The sequence below is a fragment of the Pseudomonas poae genome (assembly GCA_028869255.1).
Classification (GTDB): domain Bacteria; phylum Pseudomonadota; class Gammaproteobacteria; order Pseudomonadales; family Pseudomonadaceae; genus Aquipseudomonas; species Aquipseudomonas poae_C.
This window is the reverse complement of sequence record CP110972.1, coordinates 5747346-5770988: the sequence shown is the minus strand read 5'-3', so window position 1 is coordinate 5770988 and position 23643 is coordinate 5747346. Positions and strand designations below refer to the sequence as shown.

The following is a 23643-nucleotide window of genomic DNA, read 5'->3' as shown; positions in this document are numbered from 1 at the left end:
CATCTTTGTTCTTACATGTTTCTTCAGCCAAGGTGCCAACCGTGAGCGCGAACAACCCTCTTCTGCAGCCCTACGACCTGCCGCCGTTCTCGGCGATCCGTGCCGAGCACGTCCAGCCGGCCATCGAACAGATCCTCGCCGACAACCGCGTTGCCATCGAAGGCATCCTGCAAAGCCAGGGCAAAAACCCGACATGGGCCGGCCTGGTCCTGGCCATGGACGAACTGAATGACCGCCTGGGCGCTGCCTGGAGCCCGGTCAGCCACCTCAACGCCGTGTGCAACAGCGCCGAATTGCGCGAAGCCTATGAAGGCTGCCTGCCAGCGTTGAGCGCCTACTCCACCGAGATGGGCCAGAACCGCGCACTGTTCCAGGCTTTCGAAGCCTTGGCCAATAGCCCGGAAGCCGCCGGTTTCGACGTGGCGCAAAAAACCATCCTGGAACATTCGCTGCGCGACTTCCGCCTGTCGGGTATTGATTTGCCGCCCGAGCAGCAAAAACGTTACGCCGAAGTGCAGAGCAAACTGTCCGAGCTGGGCAGCAAGTTCTCCAACCAACTGCTGGACGCCACCCAGGCCTGGACCAAACACGTCACCGACGAAGCCACCCTCGCCGGCCTGACCGACTCGGCCAAGGCGCAAATGGCCGCCGCCGCCCAGGCCAAAGGCCTCGATGGCTGGCTGATTACCCTGGAGTTCCCGAGCTATTACGCGGTGATGACCTACGCCCAGGACCGCGCCCTGCGTGAAGAAGTCTACGCGGCCTACTGCACCCGTGCGTCGGACCAAGGCCCGAATGCCGGTCAGAATGATAACGGCCCGGTGATGGAACAGATCCTCGACCTGCGTCAGGAGTTGGCCAAGCTGTTGGGTTATGCGTCGTTCTCCGAACTGAGCCTGGCCACCAAAATGGCCGAGTCCAGCGACCAGGTGCTGAGCTTCCTGCGCGACCTGGCCAAGCGCAGCAAGCCCTTTGCTGCCCAGGACCTGCAACAGCTCAAGGCTTACGCCGCCGAACAGGGCTGCGCCGACCTGCAGAGTTGGGACAGCGGTTTCTACGGCGAGAAACTCCGTGAGCAGCGCTACAGCGTGTCCCAGGAAGCCCTGCGCGCCTACTTCCCGATCGACAAAGTGCTGGGCGGCCTGTTCGCCATCGTGCAGCGCTTGTACGGCATCGAGATTGCCGAGCAAAAAGGCTTCGACACCTGGCACCCGGATGTTCGCCTGTTCGAAATCAAGGAAAACGGCCAGCACGTCGGCCGCTTCTTCTTCGACCTGTACGCCCGCGCCAACAAGCGTGGCGGTGCCTGGATGGACGGCGCCCGCGACCGTCGTCGCACCGTCGATGGCGTGCTGCAAAGCCCGGTGGCCAACCTGGTGTGCAACTTCACTCCGGCCGACAGCGGCAAGCCTGCCCTGCTGACCCACGATGAAGTGACCACCCTGTTCCACGAGTTCGGCCACGGCCTGCACCACCTGCTGACCCGCGTTGAACACGCCGGTGTGTCCGGCATCAACGGCGTGGCCTGGGACGCGGTGGAGTTGCCGAGCCAGTTCATGGAGAACTGGTGCTGGGAGCCGGAAGGCCTGGCGCTGATCTCCGGCCACTATGAAAGCGGCGAGCCGCTGCCCCAGGACCTGCTGGAAAAAATGCTCGCGGCGAAGAACTTCCAGTCCGGCCTGATGATGGTGCGCCAGTTGGAATTCTCGCTGTTCGACTTCGAACTGCATGCCACCCACGGCGATGGCCGCACAGTGGCGCAGGTGCTCGAAGGCGTGCGCGACGAGGTCTCGGTGATGCGCCCACCGGCCTACAACCGCTTCCCCAACAGCTTCGCGCACATCTTTGCCGGCGGTTACGCGGCGGGTTACTACAGCTACAAATGGGCCGAAGTATTGTCGGCGGATGCCTTCTCCAAGTTCGAAGAAGAGGGCGTGCTCAATGCCGAAACCGGCCGGGCATTCCGCGAGGCAATCCTGGCGCGTGGCGGCTCGCAAGCACCGATGGTGCTGTTCGTCGACTTCCGCGGACGGGCGCCGTCGATTGACGCACTCTTGCGCCACAGCGGCCTGAGTGAGGACGCGGCAGCATGAGCGAAGGGCCTGTGATCACCAAAAAGCAGTTTATCGCCGGGGCGGTCTGCCCGGCGTGCAGCGAGCCGGACAAGCTGAAAATGTGGACCGAGGACAACGTGCCGCACCGTGAATGCGTGGCCTGCGGTTATACCGACACCCTGAATGATCAGGGCTTGTCAGTGCCCAGGGAGCTCGGCACGCGGGTGAACACCTCGGCATTGAAAGCGCCGGCCGACCCCAAGGTGCAGGCGGTGCAGTTCTTTCCCAATCCGAAACTCAAGAAAGACTAACAGCCCTACGCACACCCAATGTGGGAGGGGGCTTGCCCCCGATAGCACAAGGTCAGTCAGCCTCCAATTGGCTGACCCAGCGCTATCGGGAGCAAGCCCCCTCCCACATTTTTTTGCCTGGGTTTATTCGACTTAGGTCGCTGAATCCATTCTCTACATGCTTAGCCTGCTATCATTTGTAACCATTGATTGCCAAAATCGCACGAGCTGCTCCCAAGAAGCGGCCGAACAAACCCGTGACCACATGATGAGGTGCCACCATGTCTGATCAAGATCAAGACAACCCCCGGCGTGACTTTTTGCGCAAATCCTTGACCTTGATCCCGGTGGTCACGGTTGCCAGCACCGGCCTTGGCGGCTCGATGCTGATGGCCACGCCTGAGCCTGCCCAGGCAGCGCCGGCCAAGCCTGCGGTGAGCGACAAGGCTTATGAACCGAGCTATTTCAGCGCCGAGGAATGGGCGTTTATCAACGCTGCCGTCGAGCGTCTGATCCCCGCCGACGCCCAAGGCCCAGGCGCCCTGGAAGCCGGCGTGCCGGAATACATCGACCGTCAGATGAACACGCCGTATGCCAGCGGCGCCCTGTGGTTCATGCAAGGCCCGTTCAATGCCGACGCCGCGCCAGAGATGGGCTGGCAGAGCAAATTGGTGCCCAAAGAGATTTATCGCTTGGGCATTGCTGCCACGGATGCCTGGTCAAAGGCGTTCAATGGTAAAGCTTTTGCTGCGCAAGACAGCGCTACCCGAGACGACATGTTGCACCGTCTGGAGGCTGGCGGCAGTGAAGTCGCCACGCATTTCGATGCGGTGCCGCCCAAGATCTTCTTCAACCTGCTGCTGCAAAACACCAAGGAAGGGTTCTTCTGCGACCCGATCCACGGCGGCAACAAAGGCATGGTCGGCTGGACCATGATCGGCTTCCCCGGCGCCCGCGCCGATTTCATGGACTGGGTTGAACGCAACGAGCAATACCCCTTCCCGGCTGTTTCCATTCGCGGCGAGAGGGCATAAACGTGGCGACCATCATGAAGAAAGTGGATGCGGTTATCGTAGGCTTCGGCTGGACCGGCGCGATCATGGCCAAAGAGCTGACCGAAGCGGGCCTCAACGTGGTAGCGCTGGAGCGCGGCCCGATGCAGGACACCTATCCGGACGGCAACTATCCCCAGGTCATCGACGAACTGACCTACAGCGTGCGTAAAAAACTCTTCCAGGACATTTCCAAGGAAACGGTGACGATTCGCCATAGCGTGAATGACGTTGCTTTGCCTAACCGTCAGCTCGGCGCCTTTTTGCCGGGTAATGGCGTCGGTGGTGCAGGCCTGCACTGGTCGGGCGTGCACTTCCGTGTCGACCCTATCGAGCTGCGGATGCGCAGCCACTATGAAGAGCGCTACGGCAAAAACTTCATTCCCAAGGACATGACCATCCAGGACTTCGGCGTCAGTTATGAAGAGCTGGAGCCGTTTTTCGACTATGCGGAAAAAGTCTTCGGCACTTCCGGCCAAGCCTGGACCGTGAAGGGTCAGTTGGTTGGCGAAGGCCGTGGAGGCAACCCGTACGCGCCGGATCGCTCCAACCCGTTCCCGCTGGAGTCGCAGAAAAACACCGTCTCCGCACAGCTGTTTCAGAAAGCGGCTACCGAGGTAGGTTACAAACCCTACAACCTGCCGTCGGCCAACACCTCGGGGCCTTACACCAACCCCTACGGCGCGCAAATGGGGCCGTGCAACTTTTGTGGTTTTTGCAGCGGCTATGTCTGCTACATGTACTCCAAAGCCTCGCCGAACGTGAACATCCTGCCGGCGCTGCGCCAGGTGCCGAACTTCGAGCTGCGGCCCAATTCCCATGTGCTCAAGGTCAACCTCGACAGCACCAAGAGCAAGGCCACCGGCGTGACTTACATCGACGCCCAGGGCCGCGAATGTGAGCAACCGGCGGACCTGGTGATCCTCGGCGCGTTCCAGTTCCATAACGTGCGCCTGATGCTGCTGTCGGGCATCGGCAAGCCGTACGACCCGATTACCAACGAGGGCGTGGTGGGCCGGAACTTCGCCTACCAGAACATGGCGACCATCAAGGCGTTCTTCGACAAGGACACCCACACCAACAACTTCATCGGCGCCGGCGGCAATGGCGTGGCGATGGATGACTTCAACGCCGACAACTTCGACCACGGGCCCCATGGCTTTGTGGGCGGCTCGCCGATGTGGGTCAACCAGGCAGGCAGCCGGCCGATTGCCGGCACCTCCAACCCACCGGGCACCCCGGCTTGGGGCAGTGCCTGGAAACGCGCCACCGCCGATTACTACACCCACCAGGTGTCGATGGACGCCCACGGCGCCCATCAGTCCTACCGGGGTAACTACCTCGATCTGGACCCGGTGTACCGCGATGCCTACGGGCTGCCGCTGCTGCGCATGACGTTCGATTGGCAGGAAAACGACATCAAGATGAACCGCTTCATGGTCGAGAAAATGAGCAAGGTCGCCGAAGCGATGAACCCCAAGGCCATTGCTCTGCTGGGCAAAAAGGTCGGTGAGCACTTCAACACCGCAGCGTACCAGACCACTCACCTCAATGGCGGCGCGATCATGGGCACCGACCCGAAAACCAGTGCGCTGAACCGCTATCTGCAGTGCTGGGATGTACACAACGTGTTTGTCCCAGGCGCGTCCGCCTTCCCTCAAGGATTGGGCTACAACCCTACCGGCCTGGTGGCGGCGCTGACCTATTGGTCGGCGCGGGCGATCCGCGAGCAGTACTTGAAAAACCCCGGCCCACTGGTTCAGGCATAAGGAGTGATGACCATGAAAGCACTTGTTATCGCGACCTTCGCGCTCTTCAGCAGTTGCTCGGTGAGCGCGGCTGAGAGCGACCTGATCAAGCAGGGCGAATACCTGGCCCGTGCCGGTGACTGCGTGGCGTGCCACACCGCCAAGGGCGGCAAGCCGTTCGCGGGCGGGCTGCCGATGGAAACCCCGATTGGCGTGATCTACTCCACCAACATCACCCCGGACAAAACCGGCCTGGGCGACTACAGCTTTGAGGACTTCGACAAGGCCGTACGCCATGGCGTCGCCAAGAACGGTAGTACGCTTTACCCGGCGATGCCGTATCCGTCCTATGCGCGTGTCAGCGACAGCGATATGCAGGCGTTGTATGCGTACTTTATGAAGGGCGTGGAGCCGGTCGCCCAGGAGAACAAGGACAGCGATATTCCCTGGCCCTTGAGCATGCGTTGGCCTCTGGCCGCGTGGCGTTGGATGTTTGCGCCGATGGTCGAGGAGCATCCGGCACCAGCGGCTACCGACCCGGTGGTGAGCCGTGGTGCCTACCTGGTTGAAGGGCTCGGCCACTGCGGCGCTTGCCATACGCCGCGTGCGTTGACCATGCAGGAAAAAGCCCTGAGTGCCACCGACGGCAATGCGTTTCTGTCCGGCAGCGCGCCGCTGGAAGGCTGGATCGCGAAAAGCCTGCGCGGCGACCACAAGGACGGCCTCGGGAGCTGGAGCGAGGAGCAACTGGTGCAATTCCTCAAGACCGGTCGCAGTGAGCGCAGCGCGGTGTTTGGCGGCATGAGCGATGTTGTAGTCCACAGCATGCAGTACATGTCGGAAGGCGACCTGACCGCTATCGCCCGTTACCTGAAGAGCCTGCCGGCGGTCGACCCCAAGGACCAGCCGCACCAGTACGACAAACAGGTGGCCGAGGCGCTGTGGAAAGGCGATGACAGCCCGCCGGGCGCGTCGGTGTATATCGACAACTGCGCGGCTTGCCACCGCACCGATGGCCACGGCTACACGCGGGTATTCCCCGCGCTGGCGGGCAACCCGGTGTTGCAGACGGCGGACGCCACGTCGTTGATCAACATCGTGTTGAACGGCGGCACCCTGCCTGCTACCCATACGGCGCCGTCGACCTTCACTATGCCTGCGTTTGCCTGGCGGTTGTCGGACCAGGAAGTGGCGGATGTGGTCAGTTTCGTGCGTGGCAGTTGGGGTAATAAAGGGGCGGCAGTAAGTGCTGCACAAGTTGCAGGTCTGCGTGAGGCTAATAAATAAACTCCCAACAATAAAAGTTTAAGTCTCGCACATTATATATTGATGCCCCGGCCTTATCTGTTTGCAGATATAGGTCGGGTCATTGACGGTTTACAATATTAATTAGTTGGGTTTTTCGCTGAGCATGTCTTTGCGAACGCGTTGGCAATGGTTAGGAAAAGTGCCTTGTCGTCGTCGTCAAAATCGTCATCATTGTCCAGGTCTGTCGGGGCCGAGGTGGTGTCATAGTGCCCGTTCTTGTTGGAGGAGGAGGCGTACATTGCGTATGAAAGATTACCGTCGGTAAAACGCTCGAGTAAAATTTCCGCGTTGTTATCTTTTTCAAAGTCTTCGCATGACAAGCGTAGTTCATCCTGAGACATAGAGATCCTTTGTGGTATTAATGAATTGAGCCGGAATCATAGTTGCGCATCTGAAGTTTAATCCATCACTCAAGTATGCCGATTTGTTTCTTGCGATTTATAAACAGTGCATAAATTTTGGCGCGACCTGAGGTCTTCCCGCCGAGCGGCGGTGGCGGGAAACGGCACGCTCGATTACTGTATATAAATACAGTTATGAGGTCTGCCCCATGAACGCTCCTCTTCCACCCCGCGGGCGGGGTACCGGCACCAATCTGCACAACCGTTTTGCGCCTACCGTCAGCGTGGTCGAGGACGACGGCTGGTTCCAGGAAGTGCCCGCGACACAGGGCACCGAAGTGCGTATCGAAACGGCCAAGAGCATCATTACGCGCAACAATTCGCCGGATTTGCCGTTCGATCGCTCGATCAACCCCTATCGTGGCTGCGAGCATGGCTGCATCTACTGCTATGCGCGGCCCAGCCATGCCTATTGGGATATGTCGCCGGGGCTGGATTTTGAAACCAAACTGATCGCCAAGACCAACGCCGCCGACGTGCTGGAGCAACAGCTCTCGAAGCCGGGCTATGTGTGTGCGCCGATCAACCTGGGCTCCAATACCGACCCGTACCAGCCGATTGAGCGCGAGTACAAGATCACCCGGCAAACCCTGCAAGTGCTGCTGCGTTACCGGCACCCGGTGACCATCATCACCAAGGGGTCGTTGATTCTGCGCGACCTCGACCTGTTGACCGAGCTGGCCCGTCAGCGGCTGGTGGCGGTGATGATCAGCCTCACCAGCCTGGATGACGAGCTCAAACGTATCCTGGAGCCGCGCACGGCGGCGCCCAAGGCGCGTTTGCGGGCGATTCGGGTGATGCGTGAGGCAGGCATCCCGGTGGGCGTGCTGTGCTCGCCGATGATCCCGATGATCAACGACAGCGAGCTGGAAAGCCTGCTCACCGAAGCCCACGCCGCCGGTGCGCAAAGCGCGGCGTACATGATGTTGCGCCTGCCGTTGGAGGTGGCGCCGTTGTTCGAGGAGTGGCTGGCGGCGCATTACCCGCAGCGGGCGGCGCATGTGATGAGCCTGGTGCGCCAGGTGCGCGGTGGGGAGGTGTATGACAGCCGTTTCGGCGTACGCATGCGTGGCGAGGGGCCGTTTGCCGATTTGTTGGCGCAGCGTTTCAGCAAGGCGATCAAGCGCCTGGGGCTCAATCGACGGGAAGGCTTTAATCTGGATTGCAGTGCGTTTTGCCCACCGGGCAGGCAGATGGCATTGTTGTAAGCTGTAGAGGCGTATCCTGCTTGTTCTGTAGGAATAGTCGCGTTTTGATATCACTGAAACCCGCGACCTAGAGCGGTTCATTCAGTTTGAGTTAAGTTTCGGTGGTTACCTTGTTCAGCGAGTGACTGATGGGTCGCAAGCCTGGCTTTTTGGATATTTACAACTATTCCACTGGCCCGGCGTCGAACTTGCCTGAAAACTCCCCCCTGCATTAATCAAGAGGATGAATCATGAGTGACAAGGATAAACAGCCGTTGGCTGCGTCGGCTTCAGCCCCTCAGGTGGCGGAATCCGCCGATGCAGCGCTAAAGCACATCGTTGACGGCTTTTTGCATTTCCATCACGACGTCTTCCCTCAGCAGGAAGAACTCTTCAAAAAACTCGCCACGGCCCAGAGCCCTCGGGCGATGTTCATTACCTGTGCCGACTCGCGCATCGTGCCTGAGCTGATAACCCAAAGCTCCCCTGGCGACCTGTTCGTGACCCGCAACGTGGGCAATGTGGTGCCGCCTTACGGCCAGATGAACGGCGGTGTTTCCACGGCCATCGAGTACGCCGTACTTGCCCTGGGCGTGCAGCACATCATTGTGTGCGGGCATTCCGATTGCGGCGCCATGCGCGCGGTACTCAACCCGGACAGCCTGGAGAAGATGCCGACGGTCAAGGCTTGGCTGCGTCACGCCGAGGTTGCCAAGACCATGGTCCATGACAACTGTGACTGCGCCAATGAAGGCGAAAGCATGAAGGTGCTGACCGAAGAAAACGTCATCGCTCAGTTGCAGCACTTGCGCACCCACCCATCAGTGGCCTCGCGTATGGCTAATGGTCATTTGTTTATCCATGGCTGGATTTACAACATCGAGACCAGCGAGATCCGGGCCTACGACGCGGATCAATCGACGTTCCGACCGTTGGGCGGCGAAGGGCCGATTCCTTCAGCGACGCCTAAAGCGCGCTTCTAAAACACTTCCCTGCCGGGTAATGCGGTGGCTGCCATGGACGCAGCCAGGCTTTGCCGCGCCCGGCGAATGCCTCGGGAGAGTCATCATGCGTGCTGCTCAATTAAAAGCTGTATTGCCACGGGAGCTGCTGGCCTCCGTGGTTGTGTTTCTGGTCGCCCTGCCTTTGTGTATGGGCATCGCGATCGCGTCCGGCATGCCACCGGCCAAGGGGCTGATCACCGGGATCATTGGCGGCCTGGTGGTGGGCTGGCTGGCGGGTTCGCCGCTGCAGGTCAGTGGCCCCGCAGCGGGTCTGGCGGTGCTGGTGTTCGAGCTGGTGCGCCAGCACGGGATGATGATGCTCGGGCCGATCCTGCTGCTCGCGGGGTTCCTGCAACTGGTGGCCGGGCGTCTGCGCCTGGGGTGCTGGTTCCGCGTCACGGCACCGGCGGTGGTGTACGGCATGCTGGCGGGGATCGGCGTGCTGATTGTGCTATCGCAGGTGCATGTGATGCTCGACGGCGCGCCCAAGCCATCGGGGCTGGATAACCTGGCGGGTTTCCCGGCAGCGTTGGTCGAGGCGATTCCGACCCTCGGCGGTGGCCTGGGTTGGCAGGCTGGTTTGCTTGGGCTTTCGACGATGCTGGTGATGTACCTGTGGGATAAATTTCGCCCGCAAAAACTGCGTTTTGTGCCCGGTGCCTTGTTGGGTGTGGGCCTGGCAACGGTAACCAGCCTGGTGCTGGCGTTGCAGGTCAAGCGCGTGGAAGTCCCGGAAAACCTTGCCGATGCCATCGACTGGCTGCGCCCCAGCGACTTGCTGAACCTGGCTGACCCGCAACTGTTGATTGCTGCGTTCGCCGTGGCGTTTATTGCCAGCGCCGAGACCCTGTTGTCTGCGGCAGCGGTCGATCGCATGCACAGCGGCCAGCGGTCTGATTTCGACAAGGAATTGTCCGCCCAAGGTGTGGGCAACATGCTCTGCGGCCTGGTGGGTGCCCTGCCGATGACCGGCGTGATCGTGCGCAGTTCGGCCAACGTGCAAGCCGGCGCCACCACACGTTTGTCGGCAATGTTCCACGGTGTATGGCTGCTGGGCTTCGTGTTGTTGCTCTCGAGTGTGCTGCAAAGCATTCCGGTGGCGAGCCTGGCGGGCGTGCTGGTGTACACCGGGATCAAGCTGGTGGACCTCAAGGCATTCCGCGCGCTGGGCCGATATGGCCGGATGCCGATGTTCACGTATGCCGCGACAGCGCTGGCGATTATCTTCACCGACCTGCTGACCGGTGTGCTGGTGGGCTTCGCGCTGACGTTGGTGAAGCTGGCCTTCAAGGCTTCGCGGCTTAAGGTCAGCCTGATCGACCTGCCCCAGGACGGTGAGATGGAGTTGCGCTTGACCGGTGCGGCGACCTTTCTGAAAGTGCCGGCCCTGACCCAGGTGCTGTCGACGGTGCCCGCAGGGACCACCTTGCATGTGCCGCTCAGCAACTTGAGTTACATCGACCATTCCTGCCTGGAACTGCTGGAAGAATGGGGTCGGGCGAACGCGGCCAAGGGCTCGAAGCTGGTGATCGAGGCCCGGGGCTTGAAGCGCCGGTTGGAAGGCCGGGTACGGATGACGGTAGGCATAGGTTCGGCGCCTTCCTCTGGCTGACGAAACCGGATGAAAATGTGGGAGCGGGCTTGCTCGCGAATGCGGTGGCTCAGTCAATTATTCAGTGACTGACACTCCGTTTTCGCGGGCAAGCCCGCTCCCACATTTGATTTCCATCAGCCAAAAGACTTAAGCAGGCTGATCCAGCGCCAACTCAACCCCCAATTGCCGCGACAGGCACGGCCAGCGCTTCCACGCCGCTTCCGTGTTCGGGCTCTTGAGCGTCTCGCGGTACGCCTCGACAGACTCCAATGCGAAGCTGTCCTCGTTCAGCATCTCATCCACCGCCAGGTGCACGGCTTCATCCAATTGATTGGCGAATGCTTCGCCGATCAGTTGATGGGCGATCAGGTTGGCCACGGTCGTATCCGCCGGAATCAGCGGCTGACCGAAATGCTTGATATACAGATCGTTTACTTCCTCAACCAGGCGGTGCGCCAGGTAAGCCTCGTCCAGCAGGCCGTCGAGCCCTTCATGGCCGGCCAGGATCGCGGGCGGTTGCAGGAAGAAATGCTCGGCGATCTTCAGTACCGGCTTGATCTGGCTTTCGATACCGGCCTCGCGGGCCACGTCGTTGGCTGCGTCCAGCAGGTCCGGCACCAGTTCGATGTAGGCGGTAACAAAGCGGGTCATAACAATGTTGCGATCACCGTCAGCCAGGGAGATGGCCGAATGCAGGTGCGGCAATTGTTTTTCCAGTTGCTGGGCAAGCTGGCCCGTGCTGGCTTCGTGTTGATGGGCACGGGAAATCTGCTCGCGCAATGCGGCGGTGTTCATGAAGGCTCCAGTGATGCAGGCGTAGGAAAAGGGAGAGGATAAGGTAGCTCGTTTATACGAGCGCCTAAGACGCATTTGTCATAATTAGTTCACGGTTATGCGCCCGCGTTATATCGAATTGCCATCGTTGGTAGGATAAACGATTCTGCACGCTATTTTATTGGCCCGCGCCGATCATTTCTACTCATTTGCCCCTACACATTGCGGGGTTGCAGAGCCTGTCTATACTCGGGTTTGTACGCGATTAGCTGATGACGCCAGACTGCATAAGCAGGCAAGGCTAAGCGGTTGTAAGCAGTATGGAAGCCGCTCCCTTCGACGCAGGTGCAAACCGGCGGGATAACAAGAACGATAAGGGGAACCCGCAATGACGCGACATCCACACGTTTGGATGGGCCTCCTGTTGTGGTCGGTATTCGGCCAGGCGCACGCCGCCTGGACAACGAATATGGCGCCAGGGGCGACTGAAGTCAGTCACGCTGTGTTTGATCTGCACATGACCATTTTCTGGATCTGTGTGGTGATCGGCATTGTCGTGTTTGGCGCGATGTTCTGGTCGATGATCCTGCACCGCCGGTCTACGGGCCAAGTAGCGGCCAAGTTCCACGAGAGCACCACCGTGGAAATCCTTTGGACCGTGGTGCCCTTGTTGATCCTGGTGGCCATGGCCATCCCGGCGACCAAGACCCTGATCAATATTTACGACAGCAGTGAATCGGATATCGATATCCAGGTCACCGGCTATCAGTGGAAGTGGCATTACAAATACCTGGGCCAGGACGTGGAGTTCTTCAGCAACCTGGCCACGCCCGCCGAGCAGATCCATAACCAGGCCACCAAGGGTGAGCACTATTTGCTCGAAGTCGACCAGCCGCTGGTGCTGCCGGTGGGCGCCAAGGTGCGCTTTTTGGTGACCGCCGCCGACGTGATCCACTCCTGGTGGGTGCCGGCCTTTGCGGTCAAGCGCGACGCCATCCCCGGTTTCGTCAACGAGGCGTGGACCCGGGTCGAGAAGCCCGGCATCTACCGTGGCCAGTGCGCCGAATTGTGCGGCAAGGACCATGGTTTCATGCCGATTGTGGTCGAGGTCAAATCCAGGGCCGACTACGACACCTGGCTCGGCGAGCGCAAGGAAGAGGCGGCCAAACTCAAGGAGCTGACCTCCAAGGAGTGGACGCTTGAAGAACTGGTGGCCCGTGGCGACAAGGTCTACCACACCACCTGCGTGGCCTGTCACCAGGCCGAAGGCCAGGGCCTGCCGCCGATGTTCCCGGCGCTCAAGGGCTCGAAAATCGCCACCGGGCCTGCCGCTGATCACCTGAGCCTGGTCTACCACGGCAAGCCCGGCACCGCGATGGCCGCGTTCGGCAAGCAACTGTCGGAAGTCGATATCGCCGCAGTAGTGACCTACGAGCGCAATGCCTGGGGCAACAACAAGGGCGACATGGTCACGCCTAAAGACGTGCTGGCTATTAAGCAGGCGGAAAGCAAATGACCTACTTCGTTGCGTATGCCCCGCCCCGCCCCGCCCATTCGCTTGCAGGAGAACGGCCATGAGCACTGTGATCGACGACCATGGTCACGCCGCTGACCATGCCCACGGCCCCGCCAAGGGGTTGATGCGCTGGGTGCTGACCACCAACCACAAAGACATCGGCACCATGTACCTGTGGTTCGCCTTCACCATGTTCCTGCTCGGCGGCTCGTTCGCCATGGTGATCCGTGCCGAATTGTTCCAGCCCGGGCTGCAGATCGTGGAACCGGCGTTTTTCAACCAGATGACCACCATGCATGGCCTGATCATGGTGTTTGGCGCGGTGATGCCGGCGTTCGTCGGCCTGGCCAACTGGATGATCCCGCTGATGATCGGCGCGCCCGACATGGCCCTGCCGCGCATGAACAACTTCAGCTTCTGGCTGCTGCCGGCGGCATTCCTGCTGCTGGTGTCCACGCTGTTCAGCCCCGGCGGCGGGCCGAATTTCGGCTGGACCTTCTACGCCCCGCTCTCCACCACCTATGCGCCGGAAAGCGTGACGTTCTTCATCTTCGCGATTCACTTGATGGGCATCAGTTCAATCATGGGCGCGATCAACGTGGTCGCCACCATCCTCAACCTGCGCGCCCCCGGCATGACCTTGATGAAAATGCCGCTGTTCGTCTGGACCTGGCTGATCACCGCCTTCCTGCTGATTGCGGTGATGCCGGTACTGGCCGGTTGCGTGACCATGATGCTGATGGATATCCACTTCGGCACCAGCTTCTTCAGTGCGGCCGGCGGCGGTGACCCGGTGCTGTTCCAGCATGTGTTCTGGTTCTTCGGCCACCCCGAGGTGTACATCATGATTCTGCCGGCGTTTGGCGCCGTCAGCTCAATCATCCCGACGTTCTCGCGCAAGCCATTGTTCGGCTACACCTCGATGGTCTACGCCACGGCGAGCATCGCGTTCTTGTCGTTCATCGTGTGGGCGCACCACATGTTTGTGGTCGGCATCCCGCTGGTGGGTGAGCTGTTCTTCATGTACGCCACGCTGCTGATCGCCGTGCCCACGGGGGTAAAGGTGTTTAACTGGGTCAGCACGATGTGGCAAGGCTCGCTGACCTTCGAGACACCGATGCTGTTTGCCGTGGCCTTCGTGATCCTGTTCACCATCGGCGGCTTCTCTGGGCTGATGCTGGCAATTGCCCCGGCGGACTTCCAGTACCACGACACCTACTTTGTGGTGGCGCATTTCCATTACGTACTGGTGCCTGGCGCGATCTTTGGCATCTTCGCGTCGGCCTACTACTGGCTGCCGAAATGGACCGGCCATATGTACGACGAAACCTTGGGCAAGCTGCACTTCTGGCTGTCTTTCGTGGGCATGAACATGGCGTTCTTCCCGATGCACTTCGTGGGGCTGGCCGGCATGCCGCGCCGGGTGCCGGATTACAACCTGCAGTTCGCCGACTTCAACATGGTCTCCTCGATTGGCGCGTTCATGTTTGGCGCCACGCAGATCTTCTTCCTGTTTATCGTGATCAAGTGCATCCGTGGCGGCCCGCCGGCCCCGGCCAAACCGTGGGATGGGGCTGAAGGGTTGGAGTGGAGCGTGCCCTCGCCTGCGCCGTATCACACGTTTACGACGCCGCCGGAGGTCAAGTGAATACCTTTTTGGGGTGTGAGTACCGTCAATGTGGGAGCGGGCTTGCTCGCGAAGACGATGCGTCAGTCAGCATCTTCGTCAGCTATGAAATCGCTTTCGCGAGCAAGCCCGCTCCCACATTGATCGAGTTCGGCTCAGGTGAGCACCATGGCTGAATCCATCCCGATCAAACGCCTGGTCACCCGCCTGCTGATGCTGGTGGTGGCGATGTTCGCTTTCGGCTTTGCCTTAGTGCCGATCTACGACGTGATGTGCAAGGCGTTCGGCATCAACGGCAAGACGGCTGGGCAGTACGAGGGCGAACAGGTCGTTGATTCCTCGCGCCAGGTGCGGGTGCAGTTTTTGTCGACCAACGCCATCGACATGGTCTGGGATTTCTACGCCAAGGCTGACGAAGTGGTGGTCAACCCCGGCGCCGTTACCGAGATGCTGTTCGTGGCCTACAACCCCACGGATAAGCCGATGACCGCCCAGGCGGTGCCGAGCATTTCCCCGGCCGAAGCGGCGATGTACTTCCACAAGACCGAGTGCTTTTGCTTTACCCAGCAGGTGCTGCAGCCAGGCCAGCGCATCGAAATGCCGGTGCGCTTCATCGTCGATCGCGACATGCCCAAGGATGTGAAGCATTTGACCCTGGCGTACACGCTGTTTGATATCACTGCGCGCCAACCGCCGGTGGCTGCCCGTACAGGCGGCTAGCTACTGTTTGCCCGCTCAATCAGGAGAGCGAATACATGTCGACTCATGATACGTACTACGTACCAGCGCAAAGCAAATGGCCGATAATTGCCACGATTGGCATGTTGGTCACGGTGTATGGCCTGGCCGTGTGGTTCAACGATCTGAAAGCGGCGCGCCCGGAATCCCACGGCCCGTGGATCTTTTTCGTCGGCGGGCTGCTGGTCGCTTACATGCTGTTCGGCTGGTTCGGCGCGGTGATCAAGGAAAGCCGTGCCGGGTTGTACAGCGCGCAGATGGACCGCTCGTTTCGCTGGGGCATGAGCTGGTTCATCTTTTCCGAAGTGATGTTCTTTATCGCGTTCTTCGGGGCGCTGTTTTATGTGCGGCACATGTCCGGCCCCTGGCTGGGCGGCGAAGGGCATAAGGGCATCGCGCATATGCTGTGGCCGAACTTCGAGTTCGCCTGGCCGCTGCTCAATAACCCTGACCCGAAACTGTACCCCGCGCCGGAAGGCACCATCAGCCCATGGGGCCTGCCGCTGGTCAATACCATCCTGCTGGTGAGTTCCAGCGTGACCATCACCATCGCCCACCATGCCCTGCGCAAAGGCCATCGTGGCGCGCTGAAAATCTGGCTGGCGATCACGGTATTGCTGGGGCTGGCGTTCCTGGGGTTCCAGGCCGAGGAATATATCCACGCCTATAAAGAGCTGGGCCTGACCCTTGGTTCGGGCGTGTACGGCGCGACGTTCTTCATGCTCACCGGCTTTCACGGCGCGCACGTGACCATCGGCACCATCATTCTGTTTGTGATGCTGATGCGCATCCTGCGCGGGCATTTCAATGCCGAGCACCAGTTCGGGTTCGAGGCGGCCAGTTGGTATTGGCACTTTGTGGATGTGGTGTGGATCGGCCTGTTTTTCTTCGTTTATGTGCTGTGAGGTGCGTTACCACGGTGCATGAGAAACCAGCTGGCCGCTGAAAAAGCCCCAGGCGATCAAGCCCACGGTGATCACGGCCAGCACCACGCGCACGGTCAAGGCAGTGACGAGGCGGTTGGAGTTGCCCTCGTCCTTGACCAGGAAGAACAAGCCACTGAACAGGCTCACGACAGTCGCGATCAGCATCAGGGCAATAGCTGCTTTGAGCATGGTCAGGTTCCATTCGGATGGGCGGGCAATGAAAACAAGTATAGCCAGCGCCATAAAAGACTTTCGCCCAGGGCTAGCACCCACGTTGGTAGTGCTGGTGCTGCTGCCGTTGATGGTCGGTTTGGGCTTCTGGCAGTTGGCTCGCGGCCATGAAAAACAGCTGCTGGTGGACCGTTATGCCGAGCGGCGCATGGCCGACCCGGTCAGCAGTGCGCAGCTTAATGACATGCCTGACCCGGCCTTTCGCCGCGTGCACCTGCGCGGGCAATTCGACCCCGAGCACAGCGTGTTGCTCGATAACCGTATGCGCGATGGCAAGGCCGGTGTGGAACTTCTGCAACCCTTTCATGACCAGGCCAGCGGCCTGTGGCTGTTGCTCAACCGTGGCTGGCTGCCGTGGCCGGACCGGCGCACGTCCCCTTCCTTCACCACCCCTGAGCAACCTTTGAACCTCGATGCCTGGGTGTACGTGGCCCCTGGCGAAACCTTCCAGTTGCACGCCGACCCGGCGAGCGCGCAATGGCCGCGCCTGCTGACGGCGCTGCATCCCGCCGCGCTGTGGGACGAGCTGGGGCGCAGCGGCTTTGCCTACGAGCTGCGCGCCGAAGCGGGCCCGGGTACGTACGACACCACCTGGCCGGTGGTTGGCATGGGCCCGGAAAAACACCTGGGGTACGCCGTGCAGTGGTTCGCCATGGCGTTGGCGCTGTTGGCGCTTTACCTCTACCTCGGATGGCACAACAAAAAGGAGAAGCACCATGGGAGCGGCCATGAATCCACTCAACATGTCTGAGGTGCCCGACCGCCGCAAAGGCCGTTGGCAACTGATTTTGATCCTGCTGATGGTGATCGGCCCGATGGCGCTGGCCACTTTCATGTACAAACTGCAGTTCTGGGTGCCGGACAGCCGCAGCTACCACGGCGAGTTGATCGGTAACGGCCAGACCCGCGCCGATATCGGCGTGCAAGCCGATGAACAGCGCTGGCAACTGCTGGTCACCGCGCCCACCGCGTGCGCGGCCGAATGCCAGCAACTGGTGTACCTGGCGCGCCAGCTGCAAATCAGCCTCGGCCGTGACGCCTCTCGCGCCAGCCATGCCCTGGCCAGCGCGCAGCCGGTAAGCACCGAGTACGAGGCCAAGCTCAAGGCCGAATACCCGCAACTGCAACGCTACTCGCTGGATCTCTCGACCTTCACCAAAGACGCCGCCGCCCCCGGCGATGCGCAACTGTGGATCGTCGACCCGCACGGCAACCTGGTGCTGCGCTACGACGCCAAGGTCAAGGGCAAGGACCTGCTCAACGACCTGCGCCTGCTGCTGAAACTGTCGAATATCGGATAAGGGCATCGTCATGGCCAAACCTGGATTTCGCCTCGCGTTGTTTGCCACCTTGCTTGCGCTGCTGGTCGTGCTGCTCGGCGCCTATACGCGCCTGACCCACGCAGGCCTCGGTTGCCCGGACTGGCCCGGTTGCTACGGCTTTATCGGCGTGCCGCAAAGCGAAGCCCAGCTGGCCCATGCCGAGCTGCATTTCCCCGATACGCCGGTGGAGGCCGACAAGGGTTGGGCCGAGATGACGCATCGTTACTTTGCCGGCACTCTGGGCTTGCTGATTGTGTTGCTGGCGGCGCGTTCGTGGAACCATCGGCGGGACCCGGGGCAGCCGGTAAAATTGCCGCTATTCCTGTTGGCGGTGGTGTTCGCCCAGGCGGCGTTCGGCATGTGGACGGTCACGTTGAAACTGTGGCCGCAGGTGGTGACGGGCCACTTGTTGGGCGGTTTTGCCACCTTGAGCCTGCTGTTTCTGCTGACCTTGCGACTGTCCGGCGTACTGCCCGCGTTGATCGTGCCCAAGCGCCTGCAATATTGGGCGACGGCCGGGTTGGTGCTGGTGATCGGGCAGATCGCCTTGGGCGGTTGGGTCAGTTCCAACTACGCGGCGGTGGCCTGTATCGACTTGCCCACCTGCCATGGCGAGTGGTGGCCGGCGGCGGACTTTGCCAATGGCTTTCACCTCACTCAACACATCGGCCCGAATTACCTCGGCGGCCAGCTCGACAGCGAAGCGCGCACGGCCATTCACCTCACCCATCGTATTGGCGCGGTGCTGGTCACGCTGGTGTTGCTGGGCCTGGCCTGGCAGTTGCGCGTCGTGGGCATGACCCGGCTCGCGAGCCTGTTGCTGATCGCGCTGGCGGCACAACTCTGTCTGGGCTTGAGCAACGTGTATTTCCATCTGCCGTTGCCGGTTGCGGTCGGCCATAACGCCGGTGGCGCCGCGTTGCTGCTGACACTGGTGCTGGTCAACTACCACGCCCGCACCAGCCTGGTCCGGGTGCGCAACCAGCTGCCGTTCGGCTGGCGGTTTATCCCGCGCAAACACGTATCGGGCCTCATCACCCTTAAAGGAGAGATGCCATGGCGACCTTGATCGGCACGCGTCACGATCAGGCGATCTGGCGTGACTACCTGGAGCTGACCAAGCCGAAAGTGGTGGTGCTGATGCTCATCACCTCGTTGGTGGGCATGTTCCTCGCGACCCGCGCCGGGGTGCCGTGGGCGGTGCTGGTGTTTGGCAACCTGGGCATTGCGCTGTGTGCCGGTGGGGCGGCGGCGGTCAACCATGTGGTGGATCGGCGGATTGATGCGGTGATGGCGCGCACGCATCAGCGGCCGATGGCGCAGGGGCGCGTGTCGCCGGTGGCGGCGTTGACCTTTGCGTTGTGTCTGGCTGTGGCTGGATTGGCCTTGCTGCTGGCGTTCACCAACCCCCTGGCGGCCTGGCTGACGCTGGCCTCGCTGCTGGGTTATGCGGTGATCTATACCGGCTTTTTGAAGCGCGCCACGCCGCAGAATATCGTCATCGGCGGCCTCGCCGAGGCTGCGCCGCCGTTGTTGGGCTGGGTTGCGGTAACCGGGCATGTCAGCGCCGAGCCGCTGCTGCTGGTGCTCATCATCTTCGCCTGGACCCCGCCGCACTTCTGGGCCCTGGCCATTCACCGCAAGGAGGAATACGCCAAGGCAGATATTCCGATGCTGCCGGTCACCCATGGCGAGCACTACACCAAGGTGCATATCCTGCTCTACACCTTCGCCCTGCTGGCGGCGAGCCTGATGCCTTACGTCATCCATATGAGCGGCCTGCTGTACCTGGCGTGCGCGCTGGTATTGGGCGCACGCTTTCTGCAATGGGCCTGGGTGCTGTACCGTGGCAGCAAGCCGCACGCGGCGATCAACACGTTCAAGTACTCTATCTGGTACCTGTTCCTGCTGTTTATCGCCCTGCTCGTAGACCATTACTTACTGTTGAACCTATGACCCGAACTCAAAAAACTGTCTTTATCCTGGTGGCCATCGTCGCGTTGATCATGGGCCTGACCGTCAACAAGGTACTCAGTGGCAAAGGCCAGGGCGACCCCACCGCGCTGATCGACGCCGGTATCATCCTGCTGCCGCAAAGCCGCCAGCTGCCACCGGTGACCATGACCAATCAAGACGGCCAGCCGGTTGTGGTCAGCGAGTTGAAAGGCAAGTGGAGCCTGCTGTTCTTCGGCTACACCTTCTGCCCGGACATCTGCCCGACCACCCTCGCCCAACTGCGCCAGATCAAGAGCGAACTGCCGAAAGAGGCCGTGGATAAGTTGCAGGTGATTTTGGTCAGTGTCGACCCAAACCGCGACACGCCGACCCAGCTCAAGCAGTACCTGGGCTACTTCGACCCGCAATTCCAGGGCCTTACCGGTGCAAATGTGGGCGATGTGCAGAAGGTCTCGAATGCGGTGAGCATCCCGTTCATCCCGGCGGATACCAGCAAGCCAAACTACACCGTCGACCACAGCGGCAACCTCGCGCTGATCGGCCCGGATGGTACGCAGCGTGGGTTTATCCGTGCGCCGTTGAACAACCAAAAGCTGGTGGCGCAGTTGCCAGGCTTGCTGCAGCGTAAATAACAAGCGCCGTGGGAGTGGGCTTGCCCGCGATAGCGGTGGGTCAGCTTGCATCTCTGGCACTGATGCACCGCCATCGCGGGCAAGCCAGCTCCCACAGTGGTTTTGTGCAAGGGTTGAGTATCGAGTCAGTGGCCTGACCTTTCAAGCAACACAAAATAAATGTGGGAGTGGGCTTGCCTGCGATAGCGGTGGGTCAGCTTGCATCTCTGGCACTGATGCACCGCCATCGCGGGCAAGCCAGCTCCCACAGTGGTTTTGTGCATGGGTTGAGTATCGAGTCAGTGGCCTGACCTTTCAAGCAACACAAAATAAATGTGGGAGCGGGCTTGCCCGCGATAGCGGTGGGTCAGCTTGCATCTCTGGCACTGAAACACCGCCATCGCGGGCAAGCCAGCTCCCACAGTGGTTTTGTGCAAGGGTTGAGTATCGAGTCAGTGGCCTGACCTTTCAAGCAACACAAAACAAATGTGGGAGCGGGCTTGCCCGCGAAGGCGGAGTGTCAGTCACGGAATCTGTCGACTGAATCACCGCATTCGCGAGCAAGCCCGCTCCCACATTTTTTGATCTGGTTTGATCAGAACGCCGGCAGAATCGCGCCTTTGTACTTCTCAAGAATGAACGCTTTCACTTCCGGCGTGTGCAGGGCTGCAACCAGCTTCTTCACGGCGTCCGAGTCCTTGTTGTCGTCGCGGGTGACCAGGATGTTCACGTAAGGCGAGTCATTGCCTTCGATCACCAGGGCGTCCTTGGACGGGTCCAGCTTGGCTTCCAGGGCGTAGTTGGTGTTGATCAGCGCCAGGTCGACCTGGGTCAGCACGCGCGGCAGAGTGGCGGCTTCCAGTTCGCGGAATTTCAGGTTTTTCGGGTTGCCGGTGATGTCCTTGATGGTCGACAGGATGTTGGTCGGGTCCTTCAGGGTGATCAGGTTGTACTTGGCCAGCAGCAGCAGAGCGCGGCCGCCGTTGGTGGCGTCGTTCGGGATCACCACGTTGGCGCCGCTTGGCAGTTCTTCCAGCTTCTTGTACTTGCTGGAGTAGGCGCCCAGGGGCTCCAGGTGCACAGCACCGACGCTCACCAGGTGAGTGCCTTTGGTTTTGTTGAACTCATCCAGGTACGGCTGGTGCTGGAAGAAGTTGGCGTCCAGGCGCTTTTCAGCTACCTGTACGTTCGGCTGCACGTAGTCGGTGAAGACTTTGACCTGCAAATCCACGCCTTCTTTGGCGAGTGCAGGCTTCACGAATTCGAGGATTTCCGCGTGCGGTACCGGCGATGCAGCGACCGTGATGGTCTCGGCAGCGTGGGCGGAAAACGCGGCAACGGCGGCGAAAGCAACCAGTAGTTTTTTCATTCAACAAGCTCCTTGTTCGGGCATGGGCCGGCGAGGGGCCGGCCATGGCCGTTATTTTCGAGAATAGTGTGTCACCAGCTTGTCGCCGATGGTTTGCAGAATTTGTACCAGCACAATCAGCATGACTACGGTAACGACCATCACATCGTCCTGGAAACGCTGGTATCCATAACGGATCGCCAGGTCACCCAAGCCACCGGCGCCCACCACGCCTGCCATGGCGGTGTAGCCCACCAGAGCGATGGCGGTGACGGTGATTGCCGCAATGATGCCGGGCTTTGCCTCCGGCAGAAGCGCCTTGACGATGATCTGCCGAGTGGTGGCGCCCATGGCTTGGGTCGCCTCGATGATGCCGCGATCCACCTCGCGCAATGCGGTTTCCACCAGCCGCGCGAAGAACGTCGAAGCCCCTACCACCAGCGGTGGAATCGCGCCGGCCACGCCAAGCGAGGTGCCGGTGATGAAGATCGTCGTCGGGATCATCACAATCAGCAGGATGATAAACGGCAGAGAGCGTATAGCGTTGACGATAAATGCCAGTACGCCATAGGTGGCTTTCTGCTCCAGCAACTGCCGTGGGCTGAACAGAAACAGCAGAATGCCCAGCGGCAGGCCCACCAGCACCGTGAAAAACAGCGAGGTGCTGAGCATCAGCATGGTGTCGCCGGTGGCAACCCAGATGTCCGCCCAGTCAACCTTGTCGAAGTAATGCAGTAATACGTCCATTAACGCAGGACCTCCATGTGCACATCGGCTGCGGTGAAGCGGGCAAATGCCGCCTCCATGTCACCGCCGGTGATGGCCAGGGTCAGTTGCCCGTAGGGGGTGTCTTTGATGTGGTCGATTCGACCGGCAAGGATGCTGTAGTCCACCCCCGTTTCACGGGCGACGGTACCCAGCAACGGCGCGTAGGTCGCTTCGCCCTGGAACGTCAGGCGTACGATGCGGCCCGGCACATGGGCGAACACATCACGTTGCTCGCCTTCATCGACTTGCTCGGCTTCTTGCACGAAGCGCTTGGTGGTCGGGTGTTTGGGGTGCAGGAACACGTCGGCCACCGAGCCTTGCTCGACGATCACACCGGCGTCCATCACGGCCACGTGATCGCACACGCGGCGGATCACGTCCATTTCATGGGTGATCAGCACGATGGTCAGCTTCAGCTCGCGGTTGATCTCAGCCAGCAGTTTCAATACCGAGGCGGTGGTTTGCGGGTCGAGGGCGCTGGTGGCTTCGTCGCACAGCAGGATTTTTGGCTTGGTCGCCAGGGCGCGGGCGATGCCGACGCGCTGCTTCTGGCCACCGGACAACTGCGCCGGGTACTTCCTGGCGTGGTCCGACAAGCCGACGCGGGCCAGCAGTTCGGCCACGCGCAGGTCGATATCCTTGCGCGACAATTCGCCGGCCAGGGTCAGCGGCAGTGCCACGTTGTCGGCCACGGTCTTGGACGCCAGCAAGTTGAAGTGCTGGAAAATCATCCCGACCTGCTGACGGAAACGGCGCAGGCCGTTGGCGTCGAGTGCGGTGACTTCTTCGCCGTCGACATTGATCTGACCGCCGCTGGGTTGTTCCAAGCGATTGATCAGACGCAGCAGGGTACTTTTTCCCGCACCGGAGTGGCCAATGAGGCCGAACACCTGGCCGTTTTCGACGCGCAGGCTGGTGGGGTGCAGCGCGGGGATTTCCTTACCGGCGACGCGGTAGGTTTTATGGACGTTATGAAACTCGATCACGTAGCGAACCTTGTGGGGCGCATGGAAAAGGGATCAGCGGTTAGCCGGGCGCGCATTTTAGCCTGTCCGTATAGTGTTTCTTAGCATTTATTTCGCATTCAACCAGCGATTTGGCAATAACGCGATCAAAGGTCATAAAAAAGGAACGGCGCAAAACGGTACCAGTCACTACTTAAGCAACTCGATTTCCCAGGTGCCGTGC

At 60.6% G+C, this 23643-nt stretch carries 23 protein-coding genes; 17 read left to right on the top strand and 6 right to left on the bottom strand.

The features are described 5' to 3' along the window. Positions 1–41: 41 nt before the first annotated feature. The 5 genes from prlC to LRS56_26145 all read left to right on the top strand — a co-directional run bounded on the left by prlC (position 42) and on the right by LRS56_26145 (position 6431). A complete protein-coding gene (gene prlC, locus LRS56_26165) occupies positions 42–2093 on the top strand; it encodes an oligopeptidase A (protein WDU62206.1) in 2052 nt (683 codons plus the stop codon). Then, the gene (locus tag LRS56_26160; protein WDU62205.1) at positions 2090–2365 is read left to right on the top strand and encodes a YheV family putative metal-binding protein; all 276 of its coding nucleotides are present in this window, start codon (positions 2090–2092) and stop codon (positions 2363–2365) included. The genes prlC and LRS56_26160 overlap by 4 nt, the downstream gene beginning before the upstream one ends. A 260-nt stretch (positions 2366–2625) precedes the next feature. Further along, entirely contained in the window at positions 2626–3378 is a 753-nt protein-coding gene (locus LRS56_26155) for a gluconate 2-dehydrogenase subunit 3 family protein (GenBank protein ID WDU62204.1), read from the top strand. A 2-nt stretch (positions 3379–3380) separates the two neighbouring features. Next, positions 3381–5165 (top strand): GMC family oxidoreductase, encoded by a 1785-nt coding sequence (locus tag LRS56_26150; protein ID WDU62203.1) that lies wholly within the window; start codon positions 3381–3383, stop codon positions 5163–5165. Positions 5166–5177: 12 nt separating this feature from the next. Next, positions 5178–6431 carry a cytochrome c gene (locus tag LRS56_26145; GenBank protein WDU62202.1) on the top strand — a complete coding sequence of 418 codons (1254 nt, stop codon included), beginning with the start codon at positions 5178–5180 and terminating at the stop codon, positions 6429–6431. Positions 6432–6529: 98 nt separating this feature from the next. Here LRS56_26145 and LRS56_26140 read toward each other — a convergent pair whose 3' ends face one another. Then, entirely contained in the window at positions 6530–6793 is a 264-nt protein-coding gene (locus tag LRS56_26140) for a hypothetical protein (GenBank protein ID WDU62201.1), read from the bottom strand. 209 nt (positions 6794–7002) lie between these two features. Here LRS56_26140 and LRS56_26135 point away from each other — a divergent pair, with 209 nt between their 5' ends. The 3 genes from LRS56_26135 to LRS56_26125 all read left to right on the top strand — a co-directional run bounded on the left by LRS56_26135 (position 7003) and on the right by LRS56_26125 (position 10656). Further along, positions 7003–8061, top strand: a complete 1059-nt coding sequence (locus tag LRS56_26135) for a PA0069 family radical SAM protein (GenBank protein WDU62200.1) — start codon at positions 7003–7005, stop codon at positions 8059–8061. A 230-nt stretch (positions 8062–8291) separates the two neighbouring features. Continuing rightward, the gene (locus tag LRS56_26130) at positions 8292–9023 is read left to right on the top strand and encodes a carbonic anhydrase (GenBank protein ID WDU62199.1); all 732 of its coding nucleotides are present in this window, start codon (positions 8292–8294) and stop codon (positions 9021–9023) included. An 85-nt stretch (positions 9024–9108) separates the two neighbouring features. Then, entirely contained in the window at positions 9109–10656 is a 1548-nt protein-coding gene (locus tag LRS56_26125; protein ID WDU62198.1) for a SulP family inorganic anion transporter, read from the top strand. Positions 10657–10785: 129 nt separating this feature from the next. Here LRS56_26125 and LRS56_26120 read toward each other — a convergent pair whose 3' ends face one another. Then, the gene (locus LRS56_26120; protein ID WDU62197.1) at positions 10786–11433 is read right to left on the bottom strand and encodes a hypothetical protein; all 648 of its coding nucleotides are present in this window, start codon (positions 11431–11433) and stop codon (positions 10786–10788) included. Between the two features lie 367 nt (positions 11434–11800). On the opposite strand from LRS56_26120, the gene coxB reads away from it, so the two are divergent. The 4 genes from coxB to LRS56_26100 all read left to right on the top strand — a co-directional run bounded on the left by coxB (position 11801) and on the right by LRS56_26100 (position 16198). Further along, positions 11801–12928, top strand: a complete 1128-nt coding sequence (gene coxB, locus LRS56_26115; GenBank protein ID WDU62196.1) for a cytochrome c oxidase subunit II — start codon at positions 11801–11803, stop codon at positions 12926–12928. A 58-nt stretch (positions 12929–12986) separates the two neighbouring features. After that, a complete protein-coding gene (gene ctaD, locus LRS56_26110) occupies positions 12987–14576 on the top strand; it encodes a cytochrome c oxidase subunit I (protein ID WDU62195.1) in 1590 nt (529 codons plus the stop codon). Positions 14577–14723: 147 nt separating this feature from the next. Next, positions 14724–15275, top strand: coding sequence for a cytochrome c oxidase assembly protein (locus LRS56_26105; protein WDU62194.1), 552 nt, complete (start codon positions 14724–14726; stop codon positions 15273–15275). A gap of 35 nt (positions 15276–15310) precedes the next feature. Next, a complete protein-coding gene (locus LRS56_26100; protein ID WDU62193.1) occupies positions 15311–16198 on the top strand; it encodes a cytochrome c oxidase subunit 3 in 888 nt (295 codons plus the stop codon). Positions 16199–16204: 6 nt separating this feature from the next. Here LRS56_26100 and LRS56_26095 read toward each other — a convergent pair whose 3' ends face one another. Next, positions 16205–16408: a twin transmembrane helix small protein gene (locus tag LRS56_26095; protein WDU62192.1), complete on the bottom strand. Its 204-nt coding sequence runs from the start codon at positions 16406–16408 to the stop codon at positions 16205–16207. A 28-nt stretch (positions 16409–16436) separates the two neighbouring features. On the opposite strand from LRS56_26095, the gene LRS56_26090 reads away from it, so the two are divergent. From LRS56_26090 to LRS56_26070, 5 genes are read left to right on the top strand one after another with little or no spacing between them, the layout of a single operon-like run. Continuing rightward, entirely contained in the window at positions 16437–17201 is a 765-nt protein-coding gene (locus LRS56_26090; GenBank protein WDU62191.1) for an SURF1 family protein, read from the top strand. Continuing rightward, positions 17167–17751, top strand: a complete 585-nt coding sequence (locus LRS56_26085; protein WDU62190.1) for a hypothetical protein — start codon at positions 17167–17169, stop codon at positions 17749–17751. The genes LRS56_26090 and LRS56_26085 overlap by 35 nt, the downstream gene beginning before the upstream one ends. 10 nt (positions 17752–17761) lie before the next feature. Next, positions 17762–18841: a COX15/CtaA family protein gene (locus tag LRS56_26080; GenBank protein ID WDU62189.1), complete on the top strand. Its 1080-nt coding sequence runs from the start codon at positions 17762–17764 to the stop codon at positions 18839–18841. Continuing rightward, the gene (cyoE, locus tag LRS56_26075) at positions 18829–19728 is read left to right on the top strand and encodes a heme o synthase (GenBank protein ID WDU62188.1); all 900 of its coding nucleotides are present in this window, start codon (positions 18829–18831) and stop codon (positions 19726–19728) included. Before LRS56_26080 ends, cyoE begins: the two co-directional genes overlap by 13 nt. Further along, complete coding sequence (locus tag LRS56_26070) at positions 19725–20360, top strand: SCO family protein (protein WDU62187.1); 636 nt, start codon at positions 19725–19727, stop codon at positions 20358–20360. Before cyoE ends, LRS56_26070 begins: the two co-directional genes overlap by 4 nt. Before the next feature lie 574 nt (positions 20361–20934). Here the strand turns inward: LRS56_26070 and LRS56_26065 are convergent. Genes LRS56_26065 through LRS56_26055 form a run of 3 tightly spaced genes read right to left on the bottom strand, consistent with a single transcriptional unit; the run spans position 20935 to position 23441 of the window. Continuing rightward, positions 20935–21708: a MetQ/NlpA family ABC transporter substrate-binding protein gene (locus LRS56_26065; GenBank protein WDU62186.1), complete on the bottom strand. Its 774-nt coding sequence runs from the start codon at positions 21706–21708 to the stop codon at positions 20935–20937. A gap of 51 nt (positions 21709–21759) precedes the next feature. Next, positions 21760–22434, bottom strand: a complete 675-nt coding sequence (locus tag LRS56_26060; protein WDU62185.1) for an ABC transporter permease — start codon at positions 22432–22434, stop codon at positions 21760–21762. After that, complete coding sequence (locus tag LRS56_26055) at positions 22434–23441, bottom strand: methionine ABC transporter ATP-binding protein (GenBank protein WDU62184.1); 1008 nt, start codon at positions 23439–23441, stop codon at positions 22434–22436. Before LRS56_26055 ends, LRS56_26060 begins: the two co-directional genes overlap by 1 nt. Positions 23442–23643 lie beyond the last annotated feature (202 nt).

Coding starts and splice junctions, on each gene's coding strand:
- LRS56_26065 (WDU62186.1), bottom strand. CDS start 21,708: ATGAAAAAACTACTGGTTGCTTTCGCCGCCGTTGCCGCGTTTTCCGCC.
- LRS56_26090 (WDU62191.1), top strand. CDS start 16,437: ATGAAAACAAGTATAGCCAGCGCCATAAAAGACTTTCGCCCAGGGCTA.
- LRS56_26070 (WDU62187.1), top strand. CDS start 19,725: ATGACCCGAACTCAAAAAACTGTCTTTATCCTGGTGGCCATCGTCGCG.
- LRS56_26060 (WDU62185.1), bottom strand. CDS start 22,434: ATGGACGTATTACTGCATTACTTCGACAAGGTTGACTGGGCGGACATC.
- LRS56_26140 (WDU62201.1), bottom strand. CDS start 6,793: ATGTCTCAGGATGAACTACGCTTGTCATGCGAAGACTTTGAAAAAGAT.
- LRS56_26145 (WDU62202.1), top strand. CDS start 5,178: ATGAAAGCACTTGTTATCGCGACCTTCGCGCTCTTCAGCAGTTGCTCG.
- LRS56_26105 (WDU62194.1), top strand. CDS start 14,724: ATGGCTGAATCCATCCCGATCAAACGCCTGGTCACCCGCCTGCTGATG.
- LRS56_26085 (WDU62190.1), top strand. CDS start 17,167: ATGGGAGCGGCCATGAATCCACTCAACATGTCTGAGGTGCCCGACCGC.
- LRS56_26125 (WDU62198.1), top strand. CDS start 9,109: ATGCGTGCTGCTCAATTAAAAGCTGTATTGCCACGGGAGCTGCTGGCC.
- LRS56_26160 (WDU62205.1), top strand. CDS start 2,090: ATGAGCGAAGGGCCTGTGATCACCAAAAAGCAGTTTATCGCCGGGGCG.
- LRS56_26155 (WDU62204.1), top strand. CDS start 2,626: ATGTCTGATCAAGATCAAGACAACCCCCGGCGTGACTTTTTGCGCAAA.
- LRS56_26120 (WDU62197.1), bottom strand. CDS start 11,433: ATGAACACCGCCGCATTGCGCGAGCAGATTTCCCGTGCCCATCAACAC.
- LRS56_26080 (WDU62189.1), top strand. CDS start 17,762: ATGGCCAAACCTGGATTTCGCCTCGCGTTGTTTGCCACCTTGCTTGCG.
- cyoE (WDU62188.1), top strand. CDS start 18,829: ATGGCGACCTTGATCGGCACGCGTCACGATCAGGCGATCTGGCGTGAC.
- ctaD (WDU62195.1), top strand. CDS start 12,987: ATGAGCACTGTGATCGACGACCATGGTCACGCCGCTGACCATGCCCAC.
- LRS56_26135 (WDU62200.1), top strand. CDS start 7,003: ATGAACGCTCCTCTTCCACCCCGCGGGCGGGGTACCGGCACCAATCTG.
- coxB (WDU62196.1), top strand. CDS start 11,801: ATGACGCGACATCCACACGTTTGGATGGGCCTCCTGTTGTGGTCGGTA.
- LRS56_26100 (WDU62193.1), top strand. CDS start 15,311: ATGTCGACTCATGATACGTACTACGTACCAGCGCAAAGCAAATGGCCG.
- LRS56_26095 (WDU62192.1), bottom strand. CDS start 16,408: ATGCTCAAAGCAGCTATTGCCCTGATGCTGATCGCGACTGTCGTGAGC.
- LRS56_26130 (WDU62199.1), top strand. CDS start 8,292: ATGAGTGACAAGGATAAACAGCCGTTGGCTGCGTCGGCTTCAGCCCCT.